This is a genomic window from Pseudomonas sp. R15(2017) (assembly GCF_002112685.1).
Classification (GTDB): domain Bacteria; phylum Pseudomonadota; class Gammaproteobacteria; order Pseudomonadales; family Pseudomonadaceae; genus Aquipseudomonas; species Aquipseudomonas glycinae.
This window is the reverse complement of the sequence record NZ_NEII01000013.1, coordinates 56,590-71,409: the sequence shown is the minus strand read 5'-3', so window position 1 is coordinate 71,409 and position 14,820 is coordinate 56,590. Positions and strand designations below refer to the sequence as shown.

Below are 14,820 nucleotides of genomic sequence, written 5' to 3'. Positions count from 1 at the left end.
TCCCGGTACAGCGCTAAGACGCTATCGCAAGACAGCTCTTATTTGCGGTCTTCCAATTTGGTGATATCCCGCGACTCGTAACCAGTGTACAGCTGACGCGGACGGCCAATCTTGTACGGGCTGGAGAGCATTTCCTTCCAGTGCGAAATCCAGCCGACAGTACGTGCCAGGGCGAAGATCACAGTGAACATGCTGGTCGGAATGCCGATCGCCTTGAGGATGATCCCCGAGTAGAAGTCGACGTTCGGGTACAGCGAGCGCTCGATGAAGTACGGATCGGTCAGGGCGATCTCTTCCAGGCGCATGGCCAGTTCGAGTTGCGGGTCGTTCTGGATGCCCAGTTCCTTCAGCACTTCGTCGCAGGTCTGCTTCATTACAGTCGCGCGAGGGTCGCGGTTCTTGTAGACGCGGTGACCGAAGCCCATCAGCTTGAACGGATCGTTCTTGTCCTTGGCCTTGGCGATGAACTTGTCGATGTTCGAAACATCGCCGATTTCATCGAGCATGGTCAGCACGGCTTCGTTCGCACCGCCGTGGGCAGGGCCCCACAGTGCGGCGATGCCGGCGGCGATACAGGCGAACGGGTTGGCGCCCGAGGAGCCCGCCAGACGCACGGTGGAGGTCGAGGCGTTCTGCTCGTGGTCGGCGTGGAGGATGAAGATCCGGTCCATGGCCTTGGCGAGTACCGGGCTGATCGGTTTGATCTCGCACGGGGTGTTGAACATCATGTGCAGGAAGTTTTCCGCGTACGACAGGTCGTTGCGCGGGTACATCATGGGTTGGCCCATGGAGTACTTGTAAACCATCGCGGCCAGGGTCGGCATCTTGGCAACCAGGCGGATCGCGGAGATTTCGCGATGCTGCGGGTTATTGATGTCGAGGGAGTCGTGGTAGAAGGCCGAGAGGGCGCCGACTACACCACACATGACGGCCATCGGGTGGGCGTCGCGGCGGAAGCCGTTGAAGAAGGTTTTCAGCTGTTCGTGAACCATGGTGTGGTTCTTCACGGTGCCGACGAACTGGGCCTTTTGCTCTGCAGTCGGCAGTTCGCCGTTCAGCAGCAGGTAGCAGGTTTCCAGGTAGTCCGACTTTTCAGCCAGCTGTTCGATCGGGTAGCCGCGGTGCAGCAGGATGCCGTTGTCGCCGTCGATATAGGTGATCTTCGATTCGCAGGAAGCGGTCGACATGAAACCGGGGTCGAAAGTGAAGCGGCCCGTGGCCGTCAGGCCCCGAACATCGATAACATCGGGACCAACGGTGCCGGTTAAAATGGGCAGCTCGACGGGGGCTGCGCCCTCGATGATCAACTGCGCTTTTTTGTCAGCCATGTGGCCTCCTATTTATGCTTGAAATCATCAGACAGACCCCCCACGCAGGGCCCGCACCACTATAGTGAGATAAATTCGAATGTCAATTTGCCTAAAGTCTTGCTCCAGAAGGCTTTAACCGTACTTTTTCCTCGAAATTGCCTGCCATTTACGCCTTTTATACGACTTGTGCAATCCGCTATTGGGGGTAGGCGATTGCGTTGTCATTAGTAGCCTAACTGTCTATACTCGGCGACCGACCGCCAAGGGCTTTTGGGCTTGCTTTCATTGGGGGTCGCATCCCTGGGTGGTGGTTACCTGACCAGTGCACTCCCCAACAACTTTGCCCTGATTGTTAGGGGCTCTTCAGTGTGAAAAAAAAGCCGTGAAAAGCCAACGACCTGTAAACCTAGACCTAAGGACCATCAAACTCCCCATCACCGGCGTTACGTCGTTTCTTCACCGTGTTTCCGGCATCATCCTCTTCCTGGGCCTTGGCATCATGCTTTATGCATTGGGCAAATCCCTGGGTTCCGAGGAAGGTTATGTCGAGGTGAAGGCATGCTTGACCAGCCCGCTGGCCAAGTTCGTAGCATGGGGCCTCCTGTCCGCTCTTCTGTATCACCTGGTTGCCGGTGTGCGCCACTTGATCATGGACATGGGCATCGGTGAGACGCTGGAAGGCGGCCGCCTGGGCTCGAAACTGATCATCGCCGTTTCCGTGGTGCTGATCGTTCTGGCAGGAGTTTGGATATGGTAACCAGCGTTACAAACCTTTCGCGTTCGGGCCTCTATGACTGGATGGCACAGCGTGTGTCTGCGGTCGTTCTCGCGGCTTATTTCATATTCCTGATCGGCTACCTCGCCGCGAACCCGGGCATTGGCTACGACCAATGGCACGGCCTGTTCGCCCACAACGGAATGCGTATCTTCAGTCTGCTGGCACTGGTTGCCCTGGGCGCTCACGCCTGGGTCGGCATGTGGACCATCGCGACCGACTACCTGACGCCAATGGCGCTGGGCAAGTCCGCGACTGCAGTACGTTTCCTTTTCCAGGCAGTATGCGGCGTCGCGATGTTCGCTTACTTCGTCTGGGGTGTGCAGATTCTCTGGGGTATCTGATTCATGGCTAACATTCCAACGATTTCTTTCGACGCCATCATTATTGGTGGCGGCGGTGCCGGCATGCGCGCAGCGCTGCAACTGGCCCAGGGCGGTCACAAGACGGCCGTGATCACCAAGGTTTTCCCGACCCGTTCGCACACTGTGTCCGCACAGGGCGGGATCACCTGCGCCATCGCTTCGGCCGACCCGAACGATGACTGGCGCTGGCACATGTACGATACCGTCAAGGGTTCCGACTACATCGGTGACCAGGACGCTATCGAATACATGTGTCAGGAAGGCCCGGCTGCCGTTTTCGAGCTCGACCACATGGGTCTGCCGTTCTCGCGTACCGAGCAAGGCCGTATCTACCAGCGTCCGTTCGGCGGTCAGTCGAAGGATTACGGTAAAGGCGGGCAGGCTGCCCGTACCTGCGCCGCTTCCGACCGTACCGGTCACGCGCTGCTGCACACCCTTTATCAGGGCAACCTGAAAGCCGGTACCACGTTCCTGAACGAGTACTACGCTGTCGACCTGGTGAAAAACCAGGAAGGCGAATTCGTCGGTGTGATCGCGATCTGCATCGAAACCGGCGAAACCACCTACATCCGCGCCAAAGCCACCGTACTGGCTACCGGCGGTGCAGGTCGTATCTATGCCTCCACCACCAACGCCCTGATCAACACCGGTGACGGCGTCGGCATGGCTCTGCGTGCTGGCGTGCCGGTACAAGACATCGAAATGTGGCAGTTCCACCCGACCGGCATCGCCGGCGCCGGTGTACTGGTGACCGAAGGTTGCCGTGGTGAAGGTGGTTACCTGATCAACAAGCACGGCGAGCGTTTCATGGAGCGTTATGCTCCGAACGCCAAAGACCTTGCCGGTCGTGACGTGGTTGCCCGTTCGATGGTTAAAGAGATCATCGCCGGTAACGGTTGCGGTCCGAATGGCGACCACGTGATGCTCAAACTCGACCACCTGGGCGAGGAAGTGCTGCACAGCCGTCTGCCAGGTATCTGCGAACTGTCGAAGACCTTCGCACACGTTGACCCGGTGGTTGCTCCGGTTCCGGTTGTTCCGACTTGCCACTACATGATGGGCGGCGTTGCCACCAACATTCACGGCCAGGCGATCACCCAGGACGCCGAAGGCGTGGATCAGATCATCCCTGGTCTGTTCGCGGTAGGTGAAGTGGCTTGCGTATCGGTTCACGGTGCCAACCGTCTGGGCGGCAACTCGCTGCTCGACCTGGTGGTATTCGGCCGCGCTGCCGGCCTGCACCTGGAAAAGGCGCTGACCGACGGCATCGAATACGACGACGCTACCGAAGCCGACATCGAAGCTGCCCTGGCGCGTCTGAACGCCCTGAACAGCCGTACCGACGGCGAAGACGTCGCTACTCTGCGTCGCGAGCTGCAAAGCTGCATGCAGAACTACTTCGGCGTATTCCGTACCGGCGAATACATGCAGAAGGGTATTGCCCAGCTGGCCGATCTGCGCAAACGCATCGCCAACGTGAAGATCAACGACAAGTCGCAGGCGTTCAACACTGCACGTATCGAAGCGCTGGAACTGCAAAACCTGCTGGAAGTGGCTGAAGCTACCGCCATCGCTGCCGAAGTACGTAAAGAGTCCCGCGGCGCCCACGCCCGTGAAGACTTCGAAGACCGTGACGACGAAAACTGGCTGTGCCACACCCTGTACTTCCCGGGTGAGAAACGCGTCGCCAAGCGTGCCGTGAACTTCTCGCCGAAGACTGTTCCGACTTTCGAACCTAAAGTCCGGACTTATTAAGGGTGACCGCCATGTTGCAAGTCAGTGTTTATCGTTACAACCCTGATCAGGACGCTGCGCCGTTCATGCAGGAATTCCAGGTCGATACCGGTGGTAAAGACCTGATGGTGCTGGACGTGCTGGCCCTGATCAAAGAGCAGGACGAAGGTTTCTCCTATCGTCGCTCCTGCCGTGAAGGCGTCTGCGGCTCCGACGGCATGAACATCAACGGCAAGAACGGCCTGGCGTGCATCACGCCGCTGTCCGCTGTCGTCAAAGGTAACAAGCTGATCGTTCGTCCGCTGCCAGGTTTGCCGGTTATCCGTGACCTGGTTGTCGATATGAGCATCTTCTACAAGCAATACGAGAAGGTTAAGCCATTCCTGCAGAACGACACGCCGGCTCCGGCCATCGAGCGTCTGCAGTCCCCTGAAGAGCGTGAAAAGCTCGACGGTCTGTACGAGTGCATCCTGTGCGCCTGCTGCTCGACCTCTTGCCCGTCCTTCTGGTGGAACCCGGACAAGTTCCTGGGTCCAGCTGCCCTGCTGCAAGCGTACCGCTTCCTGGCAGACAGCCGTGACACCAAGACATCCGAGCGTCTGGCGTCCCTCGATGACCCGTTCAGCGTCTTCCGCTGCCGGGGCATCATGAACTGCGTCAACGTATGTCCGAAAGGCCTGAACCCGACTAAGGCCATCGGTCACATCCGTAACATGCTGCTTTCGAGCGGCGTGTGATTCAGCTGCTGTAACCGCTGTACCCGCAGAGGGCTTAGGCGCGGGCTTCAACCCGCGCCATGGCTATAACCAGAGCAGCAGCCATAAGCTGCGGCTCTTATTTTGAAGAAATGAGACAAGCAGGGGCATCCGGGCTGGTACCCGGACTATCAGTGTGATCCTAAGTGGCTTGTTTTGGTCGCTGCATTCGGACTTCTGCAAGCTTGCTCGGTGTCGGCACCGATGGTGTTCCCCTAACCGAGGGTGACCAAGCATGCAAGAAAGCGTGATGCAGCGCATGTGGAACAGCGCCTACCTTTCAGGTGGAAACGCTGCCTATGTGGAAGAGCTCTACGAGCTCTACCTGCACGACCCTAACGCTGTGCCAGAAGAGTGGCGCACCTACTTTCAGAAGCTGCCTGCCGACGGCAGCTCTGCCACCGATGTTTCGCACTCCACAATTCGCGATCATTTCGTGCTGCTGGCAAAGAACCAGCGCCGCGCCCAACCGGTTTCCGCCGGCAGCGTGAGCAGTGAGCACGAGAAGAAGCAAGTTGAAGTGCTGCGATTGATCCAGGCCTACCGTATGCGTGGCCACCAGGCAGCCCAGCTTGACCCGCTGGGGCTGTGGCAGCGTCCTGCACCTGCAGACCTGTCGATCAATCACTACGGCTTGACCAATGCCGATCTTGATACGACCTTCCGTGCCGGCGACCTGTTCATCGGCAAAGAGGAAGCGAGCCTACGTGAAATTCACGAAGCGTTGCAGCAGACATATTGCCGCACCATCGGCGCTGAATTTACGCACATCACCGATTCCGAGCAGCGCCAGTGGTTCCAGCAGCGTCTGGAAAGCGTGCGTGGCCGTCCGGAATATTCCGCGGACATCAAGAGCCACCTGCTCGAGCGCGTGACGGCCGGTGAAGGCCTGGAAAAATACCTGGGCACCAAATACCCGGGCACCAAACGTTTCGGTCTGGAAGGCGGCGAAAGCCTGATTCCGATGCTCGACGAACTGATCCAGCGTTCCGGTTCCTACGGCACCAAGGAAGTCGTCATTGGCATGGCCCACCGTGGCCGTCTGAACGTACTGGTCAACACCTTCGGCAAGAACCCGCGCGAGCTGTTCGACGAGTTCGAAGGCAAGAAGAAGGTCGAGCTGGGTTCCGGTGACGTTAAATACCACCAGGGCTTCTCGTCCAACGTAATGACCACCGGCGGTGAAGTTCACCTGGCCATGGCGTTCAACCCGTCCCACCTGGAAATCGTTTCCCCGGTGGTCGAGGGTTCGGTTCGCGCCCGTCAGGATCGTCGCAACGACCCTACCGGTGAGAAGGTTCTGCCGATCTCCATCCACGGTGACGCGGCATTCGCCGGTCAGGGCGTGGTAATGGAAACCTTCCAGATGTCGCAGACCCGCGGTTTCAAGACCGGCGGTACCGTGCACATCGTGATCAACAACCAGGTCGGTTTCACCATCAGCAACCCGCTGGACTCGCGCTCCACCGAGTACGCGACCGACGTTGCGAAAATGATCCAGGCGCCGATCCTCCATGTGAATGGTGATGATCCGGAAGCCGTGTTGTTCGTGACCCAGCTGGCCATCGACTACCGCATGCAGTTCAAGCGTGACGTGGTGATCGACCTGGTCTGCTACCGTCGTCGCGGCCACAACGAGGCCGACGAGCCAAGCGGCACCCAGCCTCTGATGTATCAGCAGATCACCAAGCAGCGCACCACCCGTGAGCTGTACGCTGATCGTCTGACCCAGGCCGGTGTATTGGACGCAGAGCGTGTTCAGGCGAAAGTCGACGAATACCGCAACGCGCTGGACAACGGTCTGCACGTCGTGAAATCGCTGGTCAAAGAGCCGAACAAAGAGCTGTTCGTGGACTGGCGTCCGTATCTGGGCCACGCCTGGACTGCGCGTCACGACACTCGCTTCGACCTCAAGACCCTGCAGGAACTGTCCGCCAAGCTGCTGGAAATTCCGGAAGGCTTCGTGGTTCAGCGTCAGGTCGCGAAGATCTACGAAGACCGTCAGAAAATGCAAGCCGGCGGCCTGCCGATCAACTGGGGTTACGCCGAAACCATGGCGTACGCGACCCTGGCGTTCGAAGGTCACCCGATCCGCATGACCGGTCAGGACATTGGCCGCGGCACGTTCTCGCACCGTCACGCTGTGCTGCACAACCAGAAAGATGCCGGTACCTACATTCCGCTCAAGCATCTGTATGAAGGTCAGCCACGCTTCGACCTGTACGACTCGTTCCTGTCGGAAGAAGCCGTACTGGCGTTCGAATACGGTTACTCGACCACTACGCCAAACGCGCTGGTGATCTGGGAAGCCCAGTTCGGCGACTTCGCCAACGGTGCACAGGTCGTTATCGACCAGTTCATCACCAGCGGCGAGCACAAGTGGGGCCGTCTCTGCGGTCTGACCATGCTGCTGCCACACGGTTACGAAGGTCAGGGCCCTGAGCACAGCTCGGCACGTCTTGAGCGTTACCTGCAGCTGTGCGCCGAGCACAACATTCAGGTGTGCATGCCGACCACCCCGGCCCAGATCTACCACTTGCTGCGCCGTCAGGTGATTCGCCCGCTGCGCAAGCCATTGGTCGTTCTGACTCCAAAGTCGCTGCTGCGCCACAAGCTGGCCATCTCGACCCTGGAAGATCTGGCCGAAGGTTCGTTCCAGACCGTTATCCCGGAAATCGATGCACTGGACCCGAAAAAGGTCGAGCGCGTTGTTCTGTGCAGCGGCAAGGTCTACTACGACCTGCTGGAAAAACGTCGTGCCGAAGGCCGCGAAGATATCGCCATCGTGCGTATCGAGCAGCTGTACCCGTTCCCTGAGGACGACTTGAAAGAAGTCCTGGCTCCTTACACCAATGCCAAAGCGGCCGTGTGGTGTCAGGAAGAGCCGATGAACCAGGGCGCCTGGTACTGCAGCCAGCACCACCTGCGTCGCAGCATCAGCAACCTCAACAAATCTCTCGTACTCGAGTACGCGGGCCGTGAGGCTTCTGCTGCCCCAGCATGTGGTTACGCATCGATGCACGCCGAGCAGCAGGAACAACTGCTGCAAGACGCGTTTACCGTTTAACGCCTTCGCGCACCTGAAACCGAATTTAAGGAACCACAGATAATGGCTATCGAGATCAAAGCCCCCACTTTCCCGGAATCGGTTGCCGATGGCACCGTTGCCACCTGGCACAAACAACCGGGCGACGCCGTCAAGCGTGACGAACTGATCGTCGACATCGAAACCGACAAAGTCGTACTGGAAGTGCTGGCTACCGCCGACGGCGTACTGGGCGCGATCGTCAAGGGCGAGGGCGAAACCGTCCTGTCCGACGAAGTCCTGGGCTCCATCGTTGAAGGCGGCGCTGCATCCGCTGCTCCGGCTGCCGCTGCTGCTCCGGCCGCTGCCGCCGCTGCACCTGCTGCCGCTGATGGCGAAGACGACCCGATCGCTGCTCCTGCCGCGCGCAAGCTGGCTGAAGAGAACGGCATCAACATCGCTTCCGTTGCCGGCACCGGCAAAGGCGGTCGCGTGACCAAGGAAGACGTGGTTGCAGCCGTTGCTGCCAAGAAAGCCGCTCCGGCTGCCGCGCCTGCCAAGGCTGCTGCTCCGGCCGCCGCCGCTCCTGTGTTCGCCGCTGGCGACCGCATCGAGAAGCGCGTTCCGATGACCCGCGTTCGTGCCACCGTTGCCAAGCGTCTGGTTGAAGCTCAATCGAACATGGCGATGCTGACCACGTTCAACGAAGTCGACATGACCGAAGTCATGGCCCTGCGTTCGAAGTACAAGGACCTGTTCGAGAAGTCCCACAACGGCGTACGCCTGGGCTTCATGTCGTTCTTCGTGAAGGCTGCCACCGAAGCGCTGAAACGCTTCCCGGCGGTCAACGCTTCGATCGATGGCAACGACATCGTTTACCACGGTTATGCCGACATCGGCGTCGCAGTTTCCAGCGATCGTGGCCTGGTAGTTCCGGTTCTGCGTAACGCCGAGCACATGAGCCTGGCTGAGATCGAAGGCGGCATCGCCACCTTCGGCAAGAAAGCCCGTGACGGCAAACTGTCGATGGACGAAATGACCGGCGGTACTTTCACCATCACCAACGGTGGTACCTTCGGTTCGATGATGTCGACCCCGATCGTCAACCCGCCGCAGGCAGCGATTCTGGGCATGCACAACATCATCCAGCGTCCGATGGCCATCAACGGTCAGGTCGTGATCCGTCCGATGATGTACCTGGCGCTGTCCTACGATCACCGTCTGATCGATGGCAAAGAAGCTGTAACCTTCCTGGTGACCATCAAGAACCTGCTGGAAGATCCGGCTCGTCTGTTGCTGGATATCTGATAGAAGCAGCTGCAAGCTTCGAGCAACAAGCCGCAAGAAAGGGCGGCTTGGCTTGAAGCTTGTGGCTTGAAGCTTTTCGCTAAAGAGGATTTTTTGAATGTCGCAGAAATTTGACGTAGTAGTGATCGGTGCGGGCCCTGGCGGCTACGTGGCAGCCATCAAGGCCGCTCAACTCGGCCTGAGCACTGCCTGCATCGAGAAGTACACCGATGCTGAAGGCAAGCAAGCCCTGGGCGGCACCTGCCTGAACGTAGGCTGCATTCCTTCCAAGGCGCTGCTGGACAGCTCCTGGAAATACAAGGAAGCGAAAGAAAGCTTCAACGTCCACGGTATCTCGACCGGCGAAGTCAAAATGGATGTCGCTGCGATGGTTGGCCGCAAGGCTGGCATCGTCAAGAACCTGACCGGCGGTGTTGCCACCCTGTTCAAGGCCAACGGCGTTACTTCGATCCAGGGCCACGGCAAACTGCTGGCCGGCAAGAAAGTCGAAGTCACCAAGCCGGACGGCTCGGTTGAAGTCATCGAAGCCGAAAACGTCATCCTGGCTCCAGGTTCGCGTCCGATCGACATTCCACCGGCTCCGGTCGATCAGAAAGTCATCGTCGATTCGACTGGCGCTCTGGAATTCCAATCCGTACCTAAACGTCTGGGCGTGATCGGCGCTGGCGTGATCGGTCTGGAACTGGGTTCGGTCTGGTCGCGTCTGGGTGCAGAAGTGACTGTCCTGGAAGCCCTGGACACCTTCCTGATGGCAGCGGACACCGCGGTTTCCAAGGAAGCGCTGAAAACCCTGACCAAGCAGGGTCTGGACATCAAGCTGGGCGCCCGTGTAACCGGCTCGAAAGTGAACGGCGACGAAGTCGTTGTGAACTACACCGACGCCAACGGCGAACAGACCATCACTTTCGACAAGCTGATCGTAGCCGTTGGTCGCCGTCCGGTGACCACTGATCTGCTGGCTGCCGACAGCGGCGTGACCCTGGACGAGCGCGGTTTCGTGCACGTTGACGATCACTGCGCCACCACTGTACCGGGCGTTTACGCCATCGGCGACGTGGTTCGCGGCATGATGCTGGCTCACAAGGCTTCGGAAGAGGGCATCATGGTTGTCGAGCGCATCAAGGGCCACAAGGCCCAGATGAACTATGACCTGATCCCTTCGGTTATTTATACTCACCCGGAAATCGCATGGGTCGGTAAAACCGAGCAGGCCTTGAAAGCTGAAGGCGTTGAAGTTAACGTCGGCACCTTCCCGTTCGCAGCATCCGGCCGTGCCATGGCCGCCAACGATACCGGTGGTTTCGTCAAGGTCATCGCCGATGCCAAGACTGACCGCGTATTGGGCGTGCACGTGATTGGCCCGAGCGCCGCAGAACTGGTTCAGCAGGGCGCGATCGGTATGGAATTCGGCACCAGCGCTGAAGACCTGGGCATGATGGTTTTCTCCCATCCGACCCTGTCTGAAGCCTTGCACGAAGCAGCTCTGGCAGTGAATGGCGGCGCCATCCACATTGCCAACCGCAAGAAGCGTTAAGACACACAATAAGAAACCACGGCGGTACGGCCCGTCGTGAGCCTTGCGTGCAAGACTCACCGCGGAATGTCCGCTGGACGCAGCCTTGCGTAGCTGCACCGGGTATCCGGAAAAGCTACGCAAGCAGCAGTCACAGGTGGCGCGGCACTCATAAAGAGCGCAGCGCCGAATGCGCAGTACCTAACGAAGACGGTAAAAAGCATGAATCTTCACGAGTATCAGGGTAAGCAGCTGTTCGCTGAATACGGCCTGCCAGTTTCCACTGGTTTCGCAGTAGACACCCCGGAAGCAGCAGCAGAAGCTTGCGACAAAATCGGCGGCAACGAGTGGGTTGTCAAAGCCCAGGTTCACGCCGGTGGTCGCGGTAAAGCGGGCGGCGTCAAGCTGGTTCGCAGCAAAGAAGACGCCAAAGCCTTCGCACAGCAGTGGCTGGGCAAGCGTCTGGTGACTTACCAGACTGACGCCAACGGCCAGCCAGTCACCAAGATCCTGGTTGAATCGTGCACTGATATCGCTAAAGAGCTGTACCTGGGCGCTGTCGTTGACCGTTCGAGCCGTCGCATCGTGTTCATGGCTTCCACCGAAGGTGGCGTGGACATCGAGAAAATCGCTCACGACACTCCAGAAAAAATTCTGAAAGCCACTATCGATCCACTGGTTGGCGCTCAGCCATTCCAGGGTCGCGAGCTGGCATTCCAGCTGGGTCTGGAAGGCAAGCAGGTTGCTCAGTTCGCCAAGATCTTCGTAGGTCTGGCCAAGCTGTTCAAGGATCACGACCTGGCTCTGCTGGAAGTGAACCCGCTGGTGATCAAGGCTGACGGCGATCTGCACTGCCTGGACGCCAAGATCAACATCGACGCCAACGCAATGTACCGTCAGCCAAAGCTGAAGACTTTCCACGATCCGTCGCAGGACGATCCGCGCGAAGCGCACGCTGCCAAGTTCGAACTGAACTACGTAGCGCTGGAAGGCAACATCGGCTGCATGGTGAACGGTGCCGGCCTGGCCATGGGTACCATGGACATCGTCAACCTGCACGGCGGCAAGCCAGCCAACTTCCTCGACGTAGGTGGTGGTGCTACCAAAGAACGCGTAACCGAAGCTTTCAAAATCATTCTGTCCGACAGCAATGTCGCTGCAGTACTGGTTAACATCTTCGGCGGCATCGTTCGTTGCGACATGATTGCCGAAGGCATCATCGGTGCAGTGAAAGAAGTCGGCGTGAAAATCCCGGTTGTTGTTCGTCTTGAAGGCAACAACGCTGAACTGGGCGCTAAAGTACTGGCAGAAAGCGGTTTGAACATCATCGCTGCTACCAGCCTGACCGACGCTGCTCAACAAGTCGTTAAAGCTGCGGAGGGCAAGTAATGAGCGTCCTGATCAATAAAGACACCAAAGTAATCTGCCAGGGCTTCACCGGTGCGCAGGGTACTTTCCACTCCGAACAAGCCATTGCCTACGGCACCAAAATGGTTGGCGGCGTGACGCCAGGCAAAGGTGGCACCACTCACCTGAACCTGCCAGTGTTCAACACCGTGAAAGAAGCTGTAGAAGCCACTGGCGCCACCGCCAGCGTCATCTACGTTCCGGCTCCTTTCTGCAAGGACTCGATCCTGGAAGCAGCTTTCGGCGGCATCAAGCTGATCGTCTGCATCACCGAAGGCATTCCTACCCTGGACATGCTGGACGCCAAAGTTAAGTGCGACGAGCTGGGTGTTACCCTGATCGGCCCTAACTGCCCAGGCGTGATCACCCCAGGCGAATGCAAGATCGGCATCATGCCAGGTCACATTCACTTGCCAGGCAAGGTCGGTATCGTTTCCCGTTCCGGCACCCTGACCTACGAAGCTGTGAAGCAGACCACTGACGCCGGTTTCGGTCAGTCGACTTGCGTCGGCATCGGTGGTGACCCGATCCCGGGTTCGAACTTCATCGACATCCTGAAGCTGTTCCAGGAAGACCCGAAGACCGAAGCGATCGTCATGATCGGCGAGATCGGCGGTTCGGCTGAAGAAGAAGCGGCTGCCTACATCAAGGCACACGTGACCAAGCCGGTTGTTTCCTACATCGCTGGTGTGACTGCTCCTCCGGGCAAGCGCATGGGCCATGCTGGCGCAATCATCTCCGGCGGCAAAGGCACTGCAGACGAGAAATTCGCTGCTCTGCAAGACGCAGGCGTGAAAACCGTGCGTTCGCTGGCAGACATCGGCAAGGCCCTGGCCGAGCTGACTGGCTGGGAAGTGAAGAAGTAAGCTTCGGCTGACTTCTCTGCTCCAGCAACAGAGGCCACCTTCGGGTGGCCTTTGTCGTTTCTGGGGTTCGGGTGGACGATGGCAATTTATAAGCACTCACCCAATAACATGCAAAAACGCGACACGGAAACGTCGCGTATCGGATAGTTCGCCCTCGAACAGTGCGTTTGTCAGGCAAATTCGTTAGGCTAGCCGCCATTTTGCGTCTGCCGCCCACAAGGCATGCAACGCGCTAAACGGGTCAGTCTTATACGGATTGACAGCATTTCCCTAACCCCACAGGGAAATCCCCCTCTAAATTCCGATTCAGTAGTGTGGTATTTCCTTAATGAAAGTTTTGAAAGGTCAGGACATCCTGGCACTTGGCTTTATGACATTCGCCCTGTTCGTCGGGGCCGGCAACATCATCTTCCCGCCTATCGTCGGTTTGCAGTCCGGGCCTAACGTCTGGATCGCGGCGCTGGGCTTTTTGATCACGGCAGTCGGTCTGCCGGTGGTCACGGTAGTTGCACTGGCCAAGGTTGGTGGCGCAATGGACGCCCTGAGCAGCCCGATCGGCAAGATCGCTGGCGGCGTACTGGCAGCGGCTTGCTACCTGGCAGTCGGCCCGTTGTTCGCAACGCCGCGTACCGCGACCGTTTCCTTTGAAGTGGGCTTGGCGCCGTTGACCGGCGAGAGCCCGCTGGCACTGTTCCTCTACAGCTCGGTGTACTTCCTGCTGGTGTTCTTCATTTCGCTCTACCCTGGGCGTCTGCTGGACACCGTCGGTCGCTTCCTCGCGCCACTGAAGATCATCGCCCTGGCCGTGCTCGGCATCGCCGCGTTCGCGCTGCCGGCCGGTGACATCGGCGTAGCCACCCCGGAATACGTCGCGGCGCCGTTCTCGCAAGGCTTCATCAATGGTTACCTGACCATGGATACTCTCGGCGCGCTGGTGTTCGGCATCGTCATCGTCAACGCGATCCGCTCCCGTGGCGTCGAGTCGCCGGCGCTGATCACCCGTTACGCGATCATCGCCGGGCTGATTGCCGGTGTCGGTCTGGCGCTGGTGTATGTCAGCCTGTTCCGTCTGGGTTCCGGCAGCCATGAAGTGGCGGCGGGCGCGACCAACGGCGCCGCGGTGCTGCACGCCTACGTGCAACACACCTTCGGTTCGCTGGGCAGTGGCTTCCTTGCCGTGCTGATTTCCCTGGCGTGCCTGGTGACCGCTGTTGGCCTGACCTGCGCCTGTGCTGAATACTTCAGCCGCGTATTGCCGCTGTCCTACAAGACCCTGGTAATCATCCTGGCGGCGTTCTCGCTGCTGGTGTCCAACCTGGGCCTGACCAAGCTGATCGCGTTCTCGATCCCGGTGCTGACTGCGATCTACCCACCGTGCATCGTGCTGGTGGCCCTGAGCTTCTGCGCCGCGTTCTGGCATGAGCAGAGCCGCATCATGGGCCCGGTAATGCTGGTGTCGTTCGTGTTCGGCACCATCGATGCGTTGAAAGGTGCTGGCCTGGCTGACTGGATGCCATCGCAACTGGCCCACCTGCCGCTGAGCGAGCAAGGTCTGGCGTGGCTGGTGCCGTGCGTGATGACCCTGGTGGTTGCCGTGGTTTGCGACCGCCTGCTGGGCAAGCGCGCCGAAGCACTCGCTTAAGATTGCCGGGTCGCCACAAGCGGCTGCCGAGCGATTAAACAGAAATGCCCCGTATCAATCGATACGGGGCATTTTTTATGGGCTTCAGGCAGTGTCTTTTTCCCTCGACTAACGTCGAAG

At 58.9% G+C, this 14,820-nt stretch carries 11 protein-coding genes; 10 read left to right on the top strand and 1 reads right to left on the bottom strand.

Translation table 11 applies throughout. The annotated features are described in order from the left end of the window. Positions 1-38: 38 nt before the first annotated feature. The gene (gene gltA / locus CAF77_RS24070) at positions 39-1,328 is read right to left on the bottom strand and encodes a citrate synthase (protein ID WP_007959044.1); all 1,290 of its coding nucleotides are present in this window, start codon (positions 1,326-1,328) and stop codon (positions 39-41) included. Between the two features lie 364 nt (positions 1,329-1,692). Here gltA and sdhC point away from each other — a divergent pair, with 364 nt between their 5' ends. The 10 genes from sdhC to brnQ all read left to right on the top strand — a co-directional run bounded on the left by sdhC (position 1,693) and on the right by brnQ (position 14,700). After that, positions 1,693-2,067 carry a succinate dehydrogenase, cytochrome b556 subunit gene (gene sdhC / locus CAF77_RS24065; RefSeq protein WP_011333113.1) on the top strand — a complete coding sequence of 125 codons (375 nt, stop codon included), beginning with the start codon at positions 1,693-1,695 and terminating at the stop codon, positions 2,065-2,067. After that, a complete protein-coding gene (gene sdhD / locus CAF77_RS24060; protein ID WP_007977503.1) occupies positions 2,061-2,429 on the top strand; it encodes a succinate dehydrogenase, hydrophobic membrane anchor protein in 369 nt (122 codons plus the stop codon). Before sdhC ends, sdhD begins: the two co-directional genes overlap by 7 nt. Before the next feature lie 3 nt (positions 2,430-2,432). After that, positions 2,433-4,205 (top strand): succinate dehydrogenase flavoprotein subunit, encoded by a 1,773-nt coding sequence (sdhA, locus tag CAF77_RS24055; RefSeq protein WP_085655464.1) that lies wholly within the window; start codon positions 2,433-2,435, stop codon positions 4,203-4,205. 11 nt (positions 4,206-4,216) lie between these two features. Further along, a complete protein-coding gene (locus tag CAF77_RS24050) occupies positions 4,217-4,921 on the top strand; it encodes a succinate dehydrogenase iron-sulfur subunit (RefSeq protein ID WP_007959035.1) in 705 nt (234 codons plus the stop codon). Positions 4,922-5,174: 253 nt separating this feature from the next. Continuing rightward, a complete protein-coding gene (locus CAF77_RS24045; RefSeq protein ID WP_011333115.1) occupies positions 5,175-8,006 on the top strand; it encodes a 2-oxoglutarate dehydrogenase E1 component in 2,832 nt (943 codons plus the stop codon). Between the two features lie 42 nt (positions 8,007-8,048). Continuing rightward, positions 8,049-9,272 (top strand): 2-oxoglutarate dehydrogenase complex dihydrolipoyllysine-residue succinyltransferase, encoded by a 1,224-nt coding sequence (gene odhB, locus CAF77_RS24040; RefSeq protein ID WP_011333116.1) that lies wholly within the window; start codon positions 8,049-8,051, stop codon positions 9,270-9,272. Between the two features lie 97 nt (positions 9,273-9,369). Then, positions 9,370-10,806: a dihydrolipoyl dehydrogenase gene (lpdA, locus tag CAF77_RS24035; RefSeq protein ID WP_011333117.1), complete on the top strand. Its 1,437-nt coding sequence runs from the start codon at positions 9,370-9,372 to the stop codon at positions 10,804-10,806. Between the two features lie 201 nt (positions 10,807-11,007). Continuing rightward, positions 11,008-12,174: an ADP-forming succinate--CoA ligase subunit beta gene (sucC, locus tag CAF77_RS24030; protein ID WP_007959029.1), complete on the top strand. Its 1,167-nt coding sequence runs from the start codon at positions 11,008-11,010 to the stop codon at positions 12,172-12,174. Further along, on the top strand, positions 12,174-13,058 hold the full coding sequence (sucD, locus tag CAF77_RS24025; protein ID WP_007959025.1) for a succinate--CoA ligase subunit alpha: 885 nt from the start codon (positions 12,174-12,176) through the stop codon (positions 13,056-13,058). The genes sucC and sucD overlap by 1 nt, the downstream gene beginning before the upstream one ends. A gap of 328 nt (positions 13,059-13,386) precedes the next feature. Then, complete coding sequence (brnQ, locus tag CAF77_RS24020; RefSeq protein WP_039769790.1) at positions 13,387-14,700, top strand: branched-chain amino acid transport system II carrier protein; 1,314 nt, start codon at positions 13,387-13,389, stop codon at positions 14,698-14,700. Positions 14,701-14,820: the final 120 nt, after the last annotated feature.